The following is a 15,729-nucleotide window of genomic DNA, read 5'->3' as shown; positions in this document are numbered from 1 at the left end:
TAAGGTCAAATCTGCAAATTAATGGGCGTTGTCATCGCGAACCGACGCCTGCAATGCATCGGCAAAAGATCGCGCCAGGCTACGGCGCTGCGCCGGAGAGACACTGGTGTTGATCAAATTGGTTACCATATTTCCCAGCACCATCAGGGAAAGGTCGGTTGGCGCTTTGTCTTTTTCAAGAACCTGCGCCAGTTGCGCGAGGAGTTTCTCCACGCGTTCGTCACTGTAACGGGATGATTGTGGCATATCGTCGACTAATCAAGTATCAAAAGGCGGTATATTACCGTAACAACGCGATTTTTTCCGCAATTTTATCGAAAGCGAAATGTTCGTGTTGTGCATGGAGTTGAAAGCCGCGGCGGGCGGTGTTTGAATACGCGCCTGAGCTTAAAGGAGAGTCTATCATGAGTCTGGATATCGACCAGATCGCCCTGCATCAGTTAGTCAAACGTGATGAAAACCAGCTGGAGCTGGTGCTGCGCGATACCCTGCTGCCTGCCACCAAAGCGGTGGAAGAGATGGCAGAAGAGTTACACCGGGTTTATAGCGCGAAAAACAAAGCCTATGGGTTATTCGATGAAGAGAGCGAACTGGCCGCTGCGCTGCGTAACTGCCGCAAAGGAGAAGATGACTTTCTGGCCTTCAGTCGGGCGGCGACCGGTCGTCTGCGCGATGAACTGAGCAAATATACGTTTGCTGAAGGCGGTATCGTTCTGTTTATCCATTATCGTTATCTGGCGGTGGAATATTTGCTGGTGGCGGTGCTTAACAGCCAGTCCAGCATGCGTGTTAACGAACAACTGGACATCAGCAGCACCCATTATCTTGATATCAATCATGCGGATATTGTGGCGCGTATTGATCTCACCGAATGGGAAACCAACCCGGAGTCCACCCGTTATTTGACGTTTTTACGCGGGCGGGTGGGGCGTAAAGTCGCTGACTTCTTTATGGATTTTCTCGGTGCCAGCGTGGGCCTCGATACCAAAGCGCAGAACCGTGGCTTGTTGCAGGCGGTTGATGATTATTGCGCGGAATCGAATCTGGATAAAAACGAGCGCCAGAATTATCGTCAGCAGGTCTACAGCTACTGCAACGATCAGCTCCAGGCCGGTGAGGAGATTGCGCTGGAAGATCTATCCAGCGAACTGCCGCCACTGGGCGAGAAGACGTTCCAGGCATTTACCCAGGAACAGGGCTACGAACTGGAAGAGCATTTTCCGGCCGACCGTAGCACGTTGCGTCAGCTGACAAAGTTTGCTGGCAGCGGCGGTGGCTTAACCCTGAATTTCGATGCCATGCTGCTGGGCGAACGTATTTTCTGGGATCCGGCGACCGATACGCTGACGATTAAAGGGACACCGCCGAATCTGCGCGATCAGTTACAACGTCGCACTGGCGGCAACTGATTTTCGCCCATAAAAAAACGCCGCAAATGCGGCGTTTTTTCTTCAACTCGTCAGGCGATTAAGCGCGAACGAAGTCGATGTGGTGCAGTTTCGGCTTGAACGGGTGACGCTGTACAGCCTGAACTTTAACCTTGGTTTCTTTACCGTCAACAACGATGGTCAGAACTTCAGAGTAAAAACCTTCTTTAGCCTGCATGTTCATGATTGAATCGTGATCCAGTTCGATAGAAACCGGTGCTTCAGTTCCGCCGTAAACGATGGCCGGGAACTTGTTAGCGTGGCGCAGGCGGCGGCTCGCACCCTTACCCTGCTCTTTACGTGCTTCTGCGTTGATAGTGAACATCTTAATGTCTCTTCGTTGATTCCTGCTACAGGCGACCCAGCAACAGGACGATTATTCAAACGCTCTTGCGGATGCAAAAGCGGGCGGCATTATAGCCGCTATCCCGGCGCCGGGCAAATGATTCCGTGGCTTATCGCAGCTCATTGGCGCGGCGATAACGCCCCTGATAATCAAACACCTTTTCGCGAACCTGCCAGAAATGGCCTTTCGCGCGCGCGACGACAAAATCAGGGTGGCGCAATAACGGCTGCAACGCCACCACATCAGCGGCGGTCTGCCATCCCAGCGGTACGCCAGGCGCGCGCTGATGCGGGCGCATAAACAGTTGCTCAAAGGCTTTGCGCTGTGCGGGCGTATGCAGACGGAAGCGCTCACTTACATCCAGCCCATCTTCATCGTAGTAGGTGGCCTTTAACCATTCGCCTTTCTCGTCTCGTCCTTGCGTCAGCGTCATACCGCCACAGCGTAATACCCGGGCATCTTTCAGCTTCAGCGCCGCTTTCAACATATCGTCGGGATCGACCAGCACCTTGTCACACTGGTGACAGCGGCGCGCGGCTATATCGTTTTCCGCACCACAATCCGGGCAGCTTTTAAAGCGGAAACGGTAATCACATTGTTCGCGTGCGCCGTCGTCATCTTCCAGTACTCCCTGGCAGCGGCGACCAAAATGCTCAATCACATGGCCATCGGCGGTGGCTTTGCCCCAGAAGGTGTTGGCGAAGCCGCAGGCCGGACAAAACACCTGCACGGGTTGGTTGTCACTGGCACCTTTTGGCGCACCAACTTCTGGCGTAAAAAGATCATGCGGGTTGCCAGCGTAATCGAGGATCAGGCAATCGGTTTTGCCGGGGGCAAGCCGCAGGCCACGTCCGACAATCTGTTGATACAGGCTGACTGATTCGGTCGGACGCAGGATGGCGATCAGATCGACATGGGGGGCATCAAATCCGGTGGTCAGCACCGCAACATTGACCAGATATTTCAGTTGCTGTGCTTTGAAGGCGTTAATCAGCCGATCGCGCTCTTTCACGGCGGTTTCTGCCGAAACCAGCGCGCTATCCTCTGGCAATAACGTCAGCACTTCCCGCGCATGTTCGACGGTGGCGGCAAAAATCATCACCCCGCGTCGATCCTCGGCAAATTCCACGATCTGCTGAATGATATGCGGCGTGACGCGTTGTTGTTGTTTCAGCTCGCGATTCAGATCGGCTTCGCTGAACAGGCCATTGTTTTGCGGAATCAGGCGACTGAAATCATATTGCACCACTGGCATATCCAGCCGCTCAGGTGGCACCAGAAAACCGTGCTTGATCATATAACGCAACGGTAATTCGTAGATGCAGTCGCGAAACAAGGCATGGTTATCGCCGCGCACCATGCCGTGATAATGAAACTGATAGATCCAACCCTTACCGAGGCGGAAAGGCGTGGCCGTCAACCCCAGCAGACGGAGTTGTGGGTTATGTTGGCGCAGATGGCTGAAGAGTTGCTGATACTGGCTTTCACTCTGGTCACTGATGCGGTGACATTCATCGACGATCACCAGTGAAAAGGCGCTATCGAAGCGGTCAAGGTTGCGCGCCACCGACTGTACGCTGCCAAACACCACTTTGCGTTCACTTTGTTTGCGTTGCAGACCGGCGGCGAAGATGTCAGCCTCCAGGCCGTATGCCTGATATTTGCTGTGGTTCTGCTCCACCAGTTCTTTGACATGTGCCAGCACCAGCACCCGTCCACGCGCCAGTCGGGCCAGCTCGGCGATGACCAGGCTTTTGCCCGCACCGGTAGGCAGCACAATGACGGCGGGCGTAGCATGCTGGCGGAAGTGCGCGATGGTCGCATTAACCGCCTCTTGTTGATAGGGGCGCAGGGTGAAGGACATCGGAAAAAACTTTTTTCTGAAACGGGCGCGCATTATGCCATGAAAGGGCGTGAAACGCAGGATCAGCTCTGTTAGCCGCCGAAGGTTCAGGCTATACTGCCCTCACATTTTCAACGGATAAAAACACCGTTTCAGTTTCCCTCCGCAGTAAACAGGCAAAGCGAATTCATGCGACTCGACAAATTCATATCTCAGCAACTGGAAATCAGCCGTGCCATTGCCGCGCGTGAAATCCGCGCGAAAAAAATCACCATCAATGGCGAAGTGGTACGCGACACCGCCTATAAAGTGTTGCCGGATGACGAAGTCGAATACGACGGCAATCCACTGGTGCAGCAGCACGGCCCGCGTTATTTCATGTTAAACAAGCCACAGGGTTATGTTTGTTCCACCGATGACCCGGATCACCCGACCATTCTGTTCTTTATTGAAGAGCCAATGGTTGGGAAGCTGCATGCGGCAGGGCGTCTGGATATCGATACCACCGGTCTGGTGCTGCTGACGGATGACGGTCAGTGGTCGCATCGTATTACTTCACCGCGTCATCACTGCGAAAAAACCTATCGTGTTGGCGTGGAGTTGCCGATAGATCCGGCTCTGGTAGAAAAGTTTGCCACCGGCGTGCAACTGCACAATGAAAAAGATCTGACTAAACCGGCTACGCTGGAAATTGTTGGCCCGCAGGAAGCGTTGCTGACCATCAGCGAAGGGCGTTATCACCAGGTAAAACGCATGTTTGCCGCGGTAGGTAACCATGTGGTGACGCTGCACCGTGAACGCATTGGCGAAATCGTGCTTGATGCGGAGCTTGCGGAAGGTGAGTACCGGGAATTGACTGAAGAAGAAGTTGCCAGCATTGGCTTACCTGACGAATTAAAACAGCAAAAATAGCGGGAGCATGTGGTGCCAAAGGAAAAGAATTCACCGGTCGGGTTAGTGGTTATTCTCGGATTGCTGGCGATGCTGATGCCGCTCTCCATCGACATGTATCTGCCCGCTATGCCGCAAATTGCCCGCCAGTTTGCGGTTTCGTCTGGCAGCGTACAGATGACGTTAAACCTGTATATCTTCGGCTTTGCGATTGGTCAGTTGGTGTATGGTCCACTGGCCGACAGCTATGGCCGTAAACCGGTGATTGCCCTTGGCACCTTGATTTTTGCCTGTGCGGCGGCGGCATGTGCGTTGTCGCAAACTATTGATCAACTGATCTTCATGCGTTTTCTGCACGGACTGTCAGCTGCGGCGGCCAGTGTGGTGATAAACGCCCTGATGCGTGACAGCTACTCGAAAGAGGATTTCTCGCGCATGATGTCGTTCGTGATGCTGATCACCACCATTGCCCCCTTGATGGCACCGATTATCGGCGGCTGGTTGTTGCTGTTATGGAGCTGGCACGCCATCTTCTGGACACTGTCGATTGCCGCTATTGTCACCACGGTGCTGGTGGTCACGCAAATCCGCGAGACGCTAAAACCGGAACAGCGCCAGCGTTTTCACCTGCGTACCACGCTGGGGAATTTTGTCGCATTGTTCCGCCATAAACGTGCCTTCAGCTATATGCTGGCGAGCGGATTCTCCTTTGCCGGATTGTTTGCTTTCCTCAATGCCGGTCCCTTTGTTTACATCGAGGTGAACCACGTCTCGCCGCAGAATTTTGGTTACTACTTTGGCCTCAACGTGGTGTTCCTGTTTGTGATGACGTTGATCAACAGCCGTGCCGTGCGCCGCTTTGGGCCACTGGCGATGTTCCGCATTGGTCTGGTAATCCAGTTCTGCATGGGGATTTGGCTGCTGGTGGTGAGCGCGCTTAACCTCGGTTTTCTGCCGCTGGTACTGGGAGTAGCGATGTTTATCGGCTGCGTCTCAACGGTATCTTCCAACGCGATGGCGGTGGTGCTGGATGAGTTTCCACATATGGCTGGCACGGCATCCTCGTTGGCGGGCACCTTACGTTTCGGTGTCGGTGCGCTGGTTGGGGCATTGTTATCAATGATCAATGTCAGTAGCGCCTGGCCGATGGTGGCGACTATCGCGCTGTGCGCCACCGTTTCAATTGCGTTGTTCAGTTACGCTTCACGCCCCCGCCACGCCAGCGCCTGACCTGTTAACATCCCCCAACTCGTAACAGCGCGATTTATCGCGCTGTTCTGCAATTTGCGCGATAAATCACGTCGCTATGGTTTATGTAATACCTTTTCTGTTTGTAATGTTTCCATATTGTGAAAATTAATAAGTAAAAAAGTAACGTTATTGCGTCTAAAATGATTGTTAACTGCCGCCGAACAGGGTACATATAGCGATAAATGCGAGCAAACTCGCAAATAATAACTCTGCTACATGCTTTGTGTTTAAAACGAGAAGGCTAACCTTGACGTCCGTATTCTGAGTTAACCAGGAAAAAGGATTCACTGCGTGTGCGCCGTTCGTTGTGAATAACGTTAACGTCTCTGGGGATTACGTATCTATGCTGCAACTTTCCGTTGTGCATCGTCTGCCGCAACATTACCGCTGGTCGCTTGATCATGCTGGTGAGATTGAGCGCCAGGAATCTGCCGATGCTGAAAATGACCAGGATCTGGTGGCGTTACGCCTGCTTAGCCACGACGGCCATCCGGCAATGGAGATTCTGCGTCAGTTGCAGGATACGCTGGCGCAGATTCAGGTTGAGTGCAAGATCGCCCAATGTGAAGGGCAGCCCTGCCTGCTGATCCAGCGTGGCGACGAAAGCGCCACGAATTGCTGCCTGAAGAATCAGGGTGTCGCCATCGCGGAAACCTTTGACGGTCATTAAATCAGGCTTTCAACCTGCGCGGATGCTAACAGCTGCCGCGTATATTCCTGCTGTGGCGCATCAAATAGCGCATCACATTCACCTTGCTCCACCACCTCTCCCTGGCGCAGCACAATCAGCTGATGGCACAAGGCGCGCACCACCTGCAAATCGTGGCTGATAAACAGATAAGCCAACTGATGTTGTTGCTGTAAACGACGTAGCAGGCTAAGTATCTGTTTTTGCACCGAGCGATCGAGCGATGAGGTCGGCTCATCCAACACCATCAGTTGTGGCTCAAGAATTAACGCCCGCGCGATAGCAATGCGCTGACGCTGGCCGCCGGAAAATTCAGCCGGATAGCGTGTACGGCTTGCCGCATCCAGTCCGACTTCCTCCATTACCGCTATCACTTTGGCTTCCTGCTCGGCGGCGCTGAGAGAGGGGCGATGTACTGCCAGGCCTTCGGCGATAATCTGCTGCACCGTCATCCGTGGGTTAAGTGACGAGTTAGGATCCTGAAACACCACCTGAATTTTTTCCCGCAACGGTAACAACTGCTTCGCTGACAACTGATGCAACGGTTGATTATCGAACCAGATTTCCCCACGCGCCGCAATCAGGCGCAGCAGTGCCAGCCCGGTGGTGCTTTTGCCGGAGCCGGACTCACCCACCAGACCAAGACTTTCGCCGCGCCGCAAGGTAAAACTCAGATCCTGCACCGCCGTTTTCTCCGCCACGGTACGCTTTAGCAGGCCACGGCGCACCGGAAAGCCAACATGCAGATTCTTTACCTGCAACAGCGGGAGGGTGCCGCTGAGAGGGGCGGGCCTGCCATCTGGCTCCGCTGCCAGCAATTCTCGGGTATAGGCGTGCTGTGGCTGGCTGAACAGCGCAGCGCAGCGGTTATGTTCGACTTCCCGGCCATTGCGCATCACGGTGACGCTATGTGCCAGCTGACGCACAATGTTGAGGTTGTGGGTGATAAACAGCATCCCCATATTCAACTCGCGTTGCAGCTCGCGCAGCAGTTGCAGGATCTGCGCCTGTACCGTGACATCCAGTGCGGTGGTTGGCTCATCGGCAATCAGCAATTTTGGCTGAGTCAGCAGCGCCATCGCAATCATGACGCGCTGGCGTTCACCGCCGGAGAGTTGATGGGGGAAATCCTGCAAACGCGTGGCGGCCTGGCGGATACCAACACGATCAAGGCAGCTAAGGATCTCCGCCCGTGCCGCTTCACGCCGCATCCCCCGATGCAGCGACAACACCTCATACAACTGCTTTTCTACGCTGTGCAGCGGATTGAGCGATACCATTGGCTCCTGGAAAATCATCGCCATCTGGTTGCCGCGCAAGCCACGCAGCGTGCGTTCGTTGGCTTGCAACAGGTTCTGCCCATTAAACAGAATCTCGCCTTGTGGATAGCTGACCGGCGGCTGCGGCAGTAAGCGCATAATCGACAGCGCGGTGACACTTTTCCCAGAACCGGATTCGCCGACCAGCGCCAGGGTTTCACCCGCATCAATGCGCAGCGAAATATCCTCCACCACGGTGCGTTGTTGAAACGCAACGGCGAGGTGATTGACGGTCAGTAAGTTGCTCATTTAGCTCCCCCGGCTTGGATCAAAGGCATCGCGTACCGCTTCACCAATAAAAATCAGCAGCGACAGCAAAATGGCCAACGCAAAAAAGCCCGATAACCCGAGCCACGGCGCCTGCAAATTATTCTTACCCTGCAACAGCAGCTCGCCCAGCGACGGTGAACCCACCGGCAGACCAAAGCCAAGGAAATCGAGTGAGGTCAGCGTGGTGATCGACCCGCACAGAATAAAGGGCAAAAAGGTTAAGGTGGCGACCATCGCGTTAGGGAGCATATGGCGCAACATAATGCGGCTATCACTGACGCCCAGCGCGCGTGCCGCACGGATATAGTCAAAGTTGCGGGTGCGAAGAAATTCTGCCCGGACCACGCTGACCAGACTCATCCAGCCAAACACCACCGTCACCAGCAACAGCCACCAGAAACCCGGCTGAATGACGCTGGAAAGTAAGATTAATAAAAACAACGATGGCATGCCGGACCACACTTCAATCAGGCGCTGGCCGACTAAATCGACGCGTCCGCCGAAATACCCCTGCACCGCGCCGACCACGATGCCAATCACGCTGGAGAACAGCGTCAGCAGCAGACCAAACAGCAACGAAATCCGCGTGCCATACAACAGGCGGGCCAACACATCGCCGCCGTTAGCATCGGTGCCGAGCCAGTTCTGCGTCGATGGAGGAGAAGGGAAGGGGACATTGGTTGCAAAGTTGATGGTGCTGTCACTGAAACGAATCGGTGCCCAAATGGCCCAGCCTTGTTGAGCAAGGCGTTGTTTCAGCCACGGGTCCTGATAATCCGCCGGGGTCGAAAAATCCCCGCCATAATCGCTTTCGCTGTAGTTAAACAGCAGCGGAACATACCAGCGCTGCTGATAATGCACCAGCAACGGTTTATCGTTAGCCAGTAACTCGGCACCCAGCGACAGCAGGAAAATAATCAGGAAAATCCACAGCGACCAGTAACCCCGTCGATTGTGGCGAAAACGCTGCCAGCGCTGCTGGTTTAATGGGGACAAGCGCATCAGCGACCCTCAAAATCAATGCGTGGATCGACCAGGGTGTAGGTCAAATCACTGAGAATATTCATCAGCAGGCCAATCAGCGTGAAAATATACAACGTGCCAAACATCACCGGATAATCACGTTGGATGGTGGCATCGTAGCCCAACAGGCCAAGGCCATTAAGGGAGAACATCACTTCAATCAGCACCGAACTGGTGAAGAACATGCTGATGAACGTGGCGGGAAAACCGGCAATGACCAACAGCATGGCGTTGCGGAACACATGACCATACAGGATGCGTTTTTCATCAAGGCCCTTAGCGCGTGCGGTCACTACATATTGTTTGCGGATTTCATCGAGAAAAGAGTTTTTGGTCAGCATGGTCAGGGTGGCAAAACCGCCAATCACCGTCGCCAGCACCGGCAGCGTAATATGCCACAGGTAATCGGTAATTTTGCCGTACCACGGCAGGCTGTCGAATTGGGGTGACGTCAGGCCGCGCAGTGGGAACCAGTCGAGATAGCTGCCCCCGGCAAATAACACAATTAAAATCACGCCGAACAGAAACGCCGGAATCGAGTAACCAATAATGATAAAGCTGCTGCTCCAGATATCAAAAGCGCTGCCGTTACGGACCGCTTTCTTGATACCGAGCGGAATGGACACCAGATAAATGATCAACGTGCTCCATAACCCAAGGCTGATGGAAACCGGCAAACTTTCTTTGATTAACTGGAGCACCGACGCACTGCGGAACAGGCTGTCGCCAAAATCAAAGCGCACGTAATTCCACAGCATCTCCACATAGCGTTGCCACATCGGCTTATCGAAACCGTAGCGCTTTTTGATCTCGGCAATCACTTCAGGATCAAGGCCGCGTGCGCCGCGATACTGACTATCGCCGGGATTATCACGGCTTAGCGCACCACGCGCTCCGCCACTTTCGCCAGCTGGCGCGCCGGGTATCCCACTATTGTGACCAAACTGAATATTCGCCAGCGCCTGATCCACAGGCCCACCCGGTGCGATTTGGACGATAAAAAAGTTGAGCGTGATAATGGCCCACAAGGTGGGGATGATCAGCAGTAATCTGCGCAGGAAATAAGCACCCAAACCGCACTCCTCAGCGTCGATCGGCCGGCAAACGCGCGGCTTTGTTCACATCGTACCACCAGTTTTCCAGCCCGGTGGCGAAGGCGGGCTTGATTTCGGGGTGCGAGAATTTATTCCAGTATGCCAGCCGTTGTTCGGCGTTGTACCACATCGGGATCATATAGGCGCGCCACAGCAGGATGCGATCCAGCGCCTGACCGAGCGGCAGCAGCGCTTTCTCATCGCCCTGATCCGTGACTATCTGCTGCACAAAGTGATCAACAACCGGATCTTTCACCCGCGCGGTGTTCCAGGTTGATTCGATATATTCAGACTGCCAGATGGTTTGCAGATCGGTCGATGGCCACGGCATCGCGTAATAGGTCGATGGCGTCATATCGTAATCACCGTGGCGTAGGCGGCGCAGATATTGCGAGCTGTCTACCTGACGCAGGGAGACCTGAATGCCCAGCCGCGCAAGACTGTGCTGAAACGGTAGGGTCCAGTCATTGTTTGAACCGCTGTTCAGCAGTAGCTCAAAGCGGAATGGCTGACCGGTTTTCGAATTGACCAACTGCTGGTTTTTAATCTCCCAACCGGCTTCTTTCAGCAGGTTCATGGCTTTCAGCAAATTGTCACGATCGAAACCGCTACCATCGGAGCGGGGGGGCGCATACTCATTGGTAAACACTTCCGGCGGCAGCTCGCTTTTGTAAGGTGCCAGCAAGATCAGTTGTGCGGCGTCGGGGTAACCTTTTGCCGCATACGCGGTGTTCTGGAAGTAGCTGCTGGAGCGTTTATACGCACCGTAGAACAACGCCTTATTCATCCATTCAAAATCAAAGGCAAGGCTTATCGCCTGACGTACCCGTAAATCCTGAAACAATGGCTTTTCATTATTGAATGCCAGCCAACTGGTATTGGTGGATACATCATTCGGCGTGACCTGTTTGACGATGGCGTGGTTGTCAAAATTGCGGCCACGATATTGCGTTGCCCATTTCTTGGCGGAACCTTCAAGACGCAGATCGAAGGCTCCGGCTTTAAAGGCCTCAAATGCGACATTATCGTCGAGATAGTAGTCGTAACGGATAGTGTCGAAATTAAAACGACCGCGATTCACCGGAAGATTGGCGGCCCAGTAATTTTTCACCCGGCTGTACTGAATAAACTGCCCGGATTTATACGACGTGACGCGATAAGGGCCACTGGCAAGGGGGGGATAACCAATGGGTTCGTTGAATTTTTTATCCTGCCAGAATTTTTGCGGCAACACCGGCAGCGTCAGCCAACTGAGGGCTAAGTCTTTATCCGGCTTGGGCAGATCAATCCGCACCGTGAGGCGGTTCAGCGCTTTGACTTCAACGCCGCGAAATGCCACGCGGAACTGCGGCACACCTTCGGTCATAAATTTCTGAAAGGTGAAAGCGACATCCTGCGCGGTAATCGGCGTGCCATCCTGGAATTGCGCGTGTGGGTTAATGGACACTTCCATCCAGTGGAAATCACTGGGATAGCGAGCGGATTCAGCAATCAGGGGATAGTAACTGGCTGGCTCATCATCGGAGGTGGTGAACAGACCGTCGTACAGCGTATCGGTCGCAGCGCCGGGATTGCCGCGCGAAGCGTAACGGTTGAAGTTGTCAAAGGTGCCGATCACCGCCAGCGTCAGCTTGCCACCTTTCGGCGCTGCCGGGTTGGCGTAATCATAATGGGTGAAGTTCACCTCATATTTTGGATCGCCCAGTTTGGCGAAGGCATAGCTTTCGTTGATGGTTTCCGCATGTACTGACGACATGACACAGCCAATCAATAACGCTGTGATTAAACGAAGCAGCATAAGAGGGACGCTCTCCTTTCGTTATCCGCACCTTATGGTAGCAGTTTCATGACGTTCGCGTGACGTTAACCCGCAGCAGCCAGTTGCTGCTGCTGATAATAGTTCACCAGATTCTCCGGTTTCAGCGGGCGGCTAAACAGATAACCCTGCAAATGCGTCACCCCTCGATTAACCAGCCAGGCTGCCTGGTCACCGGTTTCCACCCCTTCCGCCACGGTTTTCAGATTGAGTTTTCTTGCCAGCAGGAGCACTGCATCCAACACCGGTGACGTGACGGTTTCGGTACCGATGCTCTGTACAAAACCACGGTCAATTTTCAGATAGTCGAAGGGATATTTTTCGAGGTAGATCAGGGCGCTGTGTCCGGTGCCAAAATCATCAATCGCAATCTTGATGTCGTTATCATGCAGCCAGGCAAAGATTTCACCTGCGTTTTTCTCCTTCACCATGGTGCGTTCGGTAATCTCAAACACATAGTTGAAGTGGTTGGGCGGCATGTCGGCAATCCAGTCCTGCACATCACGTCGGAAACTGTCGGAAGCGAGGTGCAACGGTGACAGGTTGAGACCCATTCGGGTGCCACGCGGTAATTGATGACACATCTCATGAGCATCACGCGCGACCAATTTAAACAGATGGCGGGTGAGAGGGATAATCAGGTTTTGGGCTTCGGCGTAGCTGATAAATGCATCGGGCGGGATCATGCCTTCGCTGGGATGAGTCCAGCGTAGCAGGGCTTCCACACCATAGGGTTTGCCGTCTTGTGCGGTGACCAGCGGCTGATACTCAACGTGAAACTGACCTCGTTTGATGCCCTGCATAATCTCTTTGCTGGGGTGTTGATGAATCATCAACAGCAACCAGCAGGCACCGCCCACCAGCAGTGAAAATAACATGCCGCTGAGAACAATCAGGTGATAATCCGGTGCGGCGAGGGTGGAGCCAAACAGGACAAACTGCATGGTGCCCTGATTAAACGTAATACTTGCCAGAGACGGGGGTAAATCGCTTACGCGCACCACTTGATTACTGCCGCTTAATATTGCCCGATCACCGACTATTAGCGCCATGCCGGTGATTTCTGGATGGTAAGAGGCCAGTAGCTGATAAGGCGTAAGGCTGAGGTTCATGGTAGTGAGAATGCCGGTTTCTTCGTTGCCGGGATTTTTCATCCACAATACCAGCGCCGGTTTTTTGGGTTGCAGCGGCGTGCCTTCCATTAAGCGCAGATCGCTGTCGCGCTCCAGTTCCGATTCCGGGGAGATATCCCCCACCGGCAACAGGAAGGCCCCGGTGGCGGATGAACAATAGGCGTTACCATGACGCACCAACAGGATGGCACGAATATTACCGGCGAAGGCGGCGCGTGAGGTAAGCTCGCGACCAACGCTGTTGCACTCCAGTTGGGTGTATTGCTGAAGTGGATAAAGGGTATTGACCAGAGTTGTCATCACCTGTTGTAAATCGTCCCGACTATGAGACAACAGCAACGTATGCTGCTGAACTCTTTTTTGCCAGGTCATCGTTAACAGGACAGTGACAAACAACAGAAAGAACACGGCGCCGACGATCACGCTGCTCCAGGCGATTCGGCGCGAATAGGTTGCATGACGTTTCAACGTCCCCGACAGTGGCATGGAGTGAATTCCCCTTGTCTTGCCATTTTATTATGTTAACCGCGCACTACTGCTATCTGGTGTCTTCCCGTCTTCCGTCTGGTTGCTGCTGCGTCTTTCGCCGCTGTGCAACCCGATTTGGTGAGGGTAAGTAAGTGAACGAGAATATAACGAGAGCGCGAGAAAAGTCTCGTTATATTTCTGATTCTCAATTACTTTTTATCGATTCTGAGGGAGAAAAAAAACGACAGGCGAAAAAAAACGCTGCCGGGGCAGCGTCTTCTGATTCTCTGGCTGAGAGGATCTTCAAAGGGGATTGATTAGCTGGGATTACGCCCTAAAACACGTCGTGCTTCACGGTAACGTGCCTTCCAGTAACTCTCGTTGAGACTGGAGATCATCACACCACTGCTGGTGGATGCGTGTACAAAATTGTCATTACCCAGATAGATGCCGACATGGCGACCGGTGGAACCGGCGCGGAACAGCACTAAATCACCAGGGCGCAGTTTTGTACGAGAAACCTGCTTACCGGTATCTTCCTGTTCATAAGTTGAACGTGGAAGATCTAACCCAAACTGCTCACGAAAGGTGCGCTGAACAAAAGCGGAACAATCGATGCCGCGCTTGGTATCACCGCCTAAGCGATAACGCACGCCTTTCCAGTCATCGTATTGGTCCATGATGCGGGATTTGATATCCACATTCCGCACCATCTGTTCGAATTCATCCTGAGACGCCTGAAGTAAAAAACCATTCTGGTTGTTAACTTCATGATTCTCGTTATTCGCGTTCTGCCCGTTATGGGTACTGCTACATGCTGATAAGAGCGTTGCTAATGCTACTGCCGGAATAATCCGTCTGAGGTATCTCAGTATTGGTTGAGACTTGACCATTATGGGTGTTTTCCTTCGAAATCCTTACGACAAAATGTCGCCAGCCAGATGACAAAACGAGTCGAGATTAATAAGAGCGACCAGCTAAGACAATTCCTTAATTACTAAAATGTGTTAATGCACACATTTTTGTTGCCTTCGGAACCACATTTTATGCTGTTCAGCTACTGATTGCGTTTGAGGTTAACCGATTACAGACCGCGTGGCGAGTGCTTTTATATAAATTTTTATAGGTTTTTTCGATGTGAAATCAATCTGTAACACAATGGCTACTTTATCGACAACTGGCAGCGATTAAACAGGGAAATAGCGGCAGGATCAGGGGCTAATTCTGGCGTTAAGGCCGATTTTAAGAGGGTTCTGACTGGACAGCTTAAGAAAAAGCCTGGTCAACAACAGATCACACCATAATCTTTTCTTTTTACCGATAACTACTTAGCGAGCTAATAATCTATTTAGGGTTTCATTAAGCGCGAGCGATCACTATTTTGTTGTTTGATCACTCGCGCTAAACAATTACGCTTGCGGCTTATATTTACCCGGCAAGCTTCGATACAACCAGTTAACTAATTTGTCACTGGCCGGCGTTAATAACCACCAGCTCAGACCCACCAGTACGACGGACAGGGAACCGACAGCGATATCAGTGAACCAATGCGCACCAGCCATTACACGCGGCAAACCAAACACGAATACGATCACCAAACCCACCAGGAAAGCGCGGAAGCCGAAATAGCGCCACATAAAGCAGGCAAAGATAATCAGCATCATACCGTGGTCGCCAGGGAAGCTATCGCTGGATGCATCTTTAGCGGGAATGCCAGTCAGTTCGCTGACGCGATGGACGTTTTCAAAGAACAGCGTCGGGCTGACGTGTTGCACGGGCAGCAGATGACCCAGTTGGTTCAGCACCACCGCAGTCAGTAGCATGGTGACGCCGATTGCCAACATCCGGCGACGGCCCTGCGGTGTTTCGCGACGCCAGAACCACAGATAGAGCAGCCCCATTGCCAGCAGTGACACCAGGTCAAAACCGCGAAAGTTGGTGACCGCCACCAAAATCGCAAAGCCGTGGTGTACCACCATCTGATCGTTGAAGCCAAAGAAGATGGCTTTATCAAGCCCAAACCAGAAGCCGTGGTCGGGCGGCAAATACCAGGAAAAGAAAATCACCAGACCCAGCACATTCAACAGCAGGATGGTGAGAAGACGAGAAGCGCGCATAGTTCAACTCAAAAAAAGAAAAATAACGGGGAAACCTACCGCA

General features: G+C 53.0%; 14 protein-coding genes. 4 read left to right on the top strand and 10 right to left on the bottom strand.

The features are described from left to right. Positions 1-18: 18 nt before the first annotated feature. Entirely contained in the window at positions 19-246 is a 228-nt protein-coding gene (locus L579_RS14855; RefSeq protein WP_021185026.1) for a YejL family protein, read from the bottom strand. A 158-nt stretch (positions 247-404) separates the two neighbouring features. Here L579_RS14855 and yejK point away from each other — a divergent pair, with 158 nt between their 5' ends. Then, positions 405-1,409: a nucleoid-associated protein YejK gene (gene yejK, locus L579_RS14850; RefSeq protein ID WP_021185025.1), complete on the top strand. Its 1,005-nt coding sequence runs from the start codon at positions 405-407 to the stop codon at positions 1,407-1,409. A gap of 58 nt (positions 1,410-1,467) precedes the next feature. Here yejK and rplY read toward each other — a convergent pair whose 3' ends face one another. Next, a complete protein-coding gene (gene rplY / locus L579_RS14845; protein ID WP_013509825.1) occupies positions 1,468-1,752 on the bottom strand; it encodes a 50S ribosomal protein L25 in 285 nt (94 codons plus the stop codon). Positions 1,753-1,882: 130 nt separating this feature from the next. Then, positions 1,883-3,637: a DEAD/DEAH box helicase gene (locus tag L579_RS14840; protein ID WP_036626842.1), complete on the bottom strand. Its 1,755-nt coding sequence runs from the start codon at positions 3,635-3,637 to the stop codon at positions 1,883-1,885. A gap of 168 nt (positions 3,638-3,805) precedes the next feature. On the opposite strand from L579_RS14840, the gene rsuA reads away from it, so the two are divergent. From rsuA to L579_RS14825, 3 genes are all read left to right on the top strand, one after another. Next, complete coding sequence (rsuA, locus tag L579_RS14835) at positions 3,806-4,528, top strand: 16S rRNA pseudouridine(516) synthase RsuA (RefSeq protein ID WP_021185023.1); 723 nt, start codon at positions 3,806-3,808, stop codon at positions 4,526-4,528. A 12-nt stretch (positions 4,529-4,540) separates the two neighbouring features. Next, positions 4,541-5,737 (top strand): Bcr/CflA family multidrug efflux MFS transporter, encoded by a 1,197-nt coding sequence (locus L579_RS14830; RefSeq protein WP_036626795.1) that lies wholly within the window; start codon positions 4,541-4,543, stop codon positions 5,735-5,737. Between the two features lie 364 nt (positions 5,738-6,101). Then, positions 6,102-6,428: a hypothetical protein gene (locus L579_RS14825; RefSeq protein WP_021185021.1), complete on the top strand. Its 327-nt coding sequence runs from the start codon at positions 6,102-6,104 to the stop codon at positions 6,426-6,428. On the opposite strand, the gene yejF is transcribed toward L579_RS14825, so the two are convergent. From yejF to L579_RS14790, 7 genes are all read right to left on the bottom strand, one after another. Next, positions 6,425-8,014 carry a microcin C ABC transporter ATP-binding protein YejF gene (yejF, locus tag L579_RS14820; RefSeq protein ID WP_021185020.1) on the bottom strand — a complete coding sequence of 530 codons (1,590 nt, stop codon included), beginning with the start codon at positions 8,012-8,014 and terminating at the stop codon, positions 6,425-6,427. The two genes, L579_RS14825 and yejF, sit on opposite strands and share 4 nt — an antisense overlap. Beyond that, on the bottom strand, positions 8,015-9,037 hold the full coding sequence (locus L579_RS14815) for an ABC transporter permease (RefSeq protein WP_021185019.1): 1,023 nt from the start codon (positions 9,035-9,037) through the stop codon (positions 8,015-8,017). Then, positions 9,037-10,131 carry a microcin C ABC transporter permease YejB gene (locus L579_RS14810; protein ID WP_021185018.1) on the bottom strand — a complete coding sequence of 365 codons (1,095 nt, stop codon included), beginning with the start codon at positions 10,129-10,131 and terminating at the stop codon, positions 9,037-9,039. Before L579_RS14810 ends, L579_RS14815 begins: the two co-directional genes overlap by 1 nt. Positions 10,132-10,141: 10 nt before the next feature. After that, positions 10,142-11,950, bottom strand: a complete 1,809-nt coding sequence (locus L579_RS14805; protein ID WP_021185017.1) for an extracellular solute-binding protein — start codon at positions 11,948-11,950, stop codon at positions 10,142-10,144. A 65-nt stretch (positions 11,951-12,015) separates the two neighbouring features. Then, entirely contained in the window at positions 12,016-13,587 is a 1,572-nt protein-coding gene (locus L579_RS14800; protein WP_021185016.1) for a cyclic di-GMP phosphodiesterase, read from the bottom strand. Between the two features lie 299 nt (positions 13,588-13,886). Then, complete coding sequence (gene mepS, locus L579_RS14795) at positions 13,887-14,462, bottom strand: bifunctional murein DD-endopeptidase/murein LD-carboxypeptidase (RefSeq protein ID WP_013509814.1); 576 nt, start codon at positions 14,460-14,462, stop codon at positions 13,887-13,889. Positions 14,463-14,978: 516 nt separating this feature from the next. Next, positions 14,979-15,686, bottom strand: coding sequence for a phosphatase PAP2 family protein (locus L579_RS14790; RefSeq protein ID WP_021185015.1), 708 nt, complete (start codon positions 15,684-15,686; stop codon positions 14,979-14,981). Positions 15,687-15,729 lie beyond the last annotated feature (43 nt).

The sequence above is a fragment of the Pantoea sp. AS-PWVM4 genome, from assembly GCF_000468095.1.
In the GTDB taxonomy this organism is placed as follows: domain Bacteria; phylum Pseudomonadota; class Gammaproteobacteria; order Enterobacterales; family Enterobacteriaceae; genus Pantoea; species Pantoea phytobeneficialis.
This window is presented reverse-complemented; position numbering and strand designations above follow the sequence as displayed.

What these genes read in the sequence shown, in the direction of transcription:
- L579_RS14855 (WP_021185026.1), bottom strand. Translation starts at nt 246, where the DNA reads ATGCCACAATCATCCCGTTACAGTGACGAACGCGTGGAGAAACTCCTC.
- yejK (WP_021185025.1), top strand. Translation starts at nt 405, where the DNA reads ATGAGTCTGGATATCGACCAGATCGCCCTGCATCAGTTAGTCAAACGT.
- rplY (WP_013509825.1), bottom strand. Translation starts at nt 1,752, where the DNA reads ATGTTCACTATCAACGCAGAAGCACGTAAAGAGCAGGGTAAGGGTGCG.
- L579_RS14840 (WP_036626842.1), bottom strand. Translation starts at nt 3,637, where the DNA reads ATGTCCTTCACCCTGCGCCCCTATCAACAAGAGGCGGTTAATGCGACC.
- rsuA (WP_021185023.1), top strand. Translation starts at nt 3,806, where the DNA reads ATGCGACTCGACAAATTCATATCTCAGCAACTGGAAATCAGCCGTGCC.
- L579_RS14825 (WP_021185021.1), top strand. Translation starts at nt 6,102, where the DNA reads ATGCTGCAACTTTCCGTTGTGCATCGTCTGCCGCAACATTACCGCTGG.
- yejF (WP_021185020.1), bottom strand. Translation starts at nt 8,014, where the DNA reads ATGAGCAACTTACTGACCGTCAATCACCTCGCCGTTGCGTTTCAACAA.
- L579_RS14815 (WP_021185019.1), bottom strand. Translation starts at nt 9,037, where the DNA reads ATGCGCTTGTCCCCATTAAACCAGCAGCGCTGGCAGCGTTTTCGCCAC.
- L579_RS14805 (WP_021185017.1), bottom strand. Translation starts at nt 11,950, where the DNA reads ATGCTGCTTCGTTTAATCACAGCGTTATTGATTGGCTGTGTCATGTCG.
- L579_RS14800 (WP_021185016.1), bottom strand. Translation starts at nt 13,587, where the DNA reads ATGCCACTGTCGGGGACGTTGAAACGTCATGCAACCTATTCGCGCCGA.
- mepS (WP_013509814.1), bottom strand. Translation starts at nt 14,462, where the DNA reads ATGGTCAAGTCTCAACCAATACTGAGATACCTCAGACGGATTATTCCG.
- L579_RS14790 (WP_021185015.1), bottom strand. Translation starts at nt 15,686, where the DNA reads ATGCGCGCTTCTCGTCTTCTCACCATCCTGCTGTTGAATGTGCTGGGT.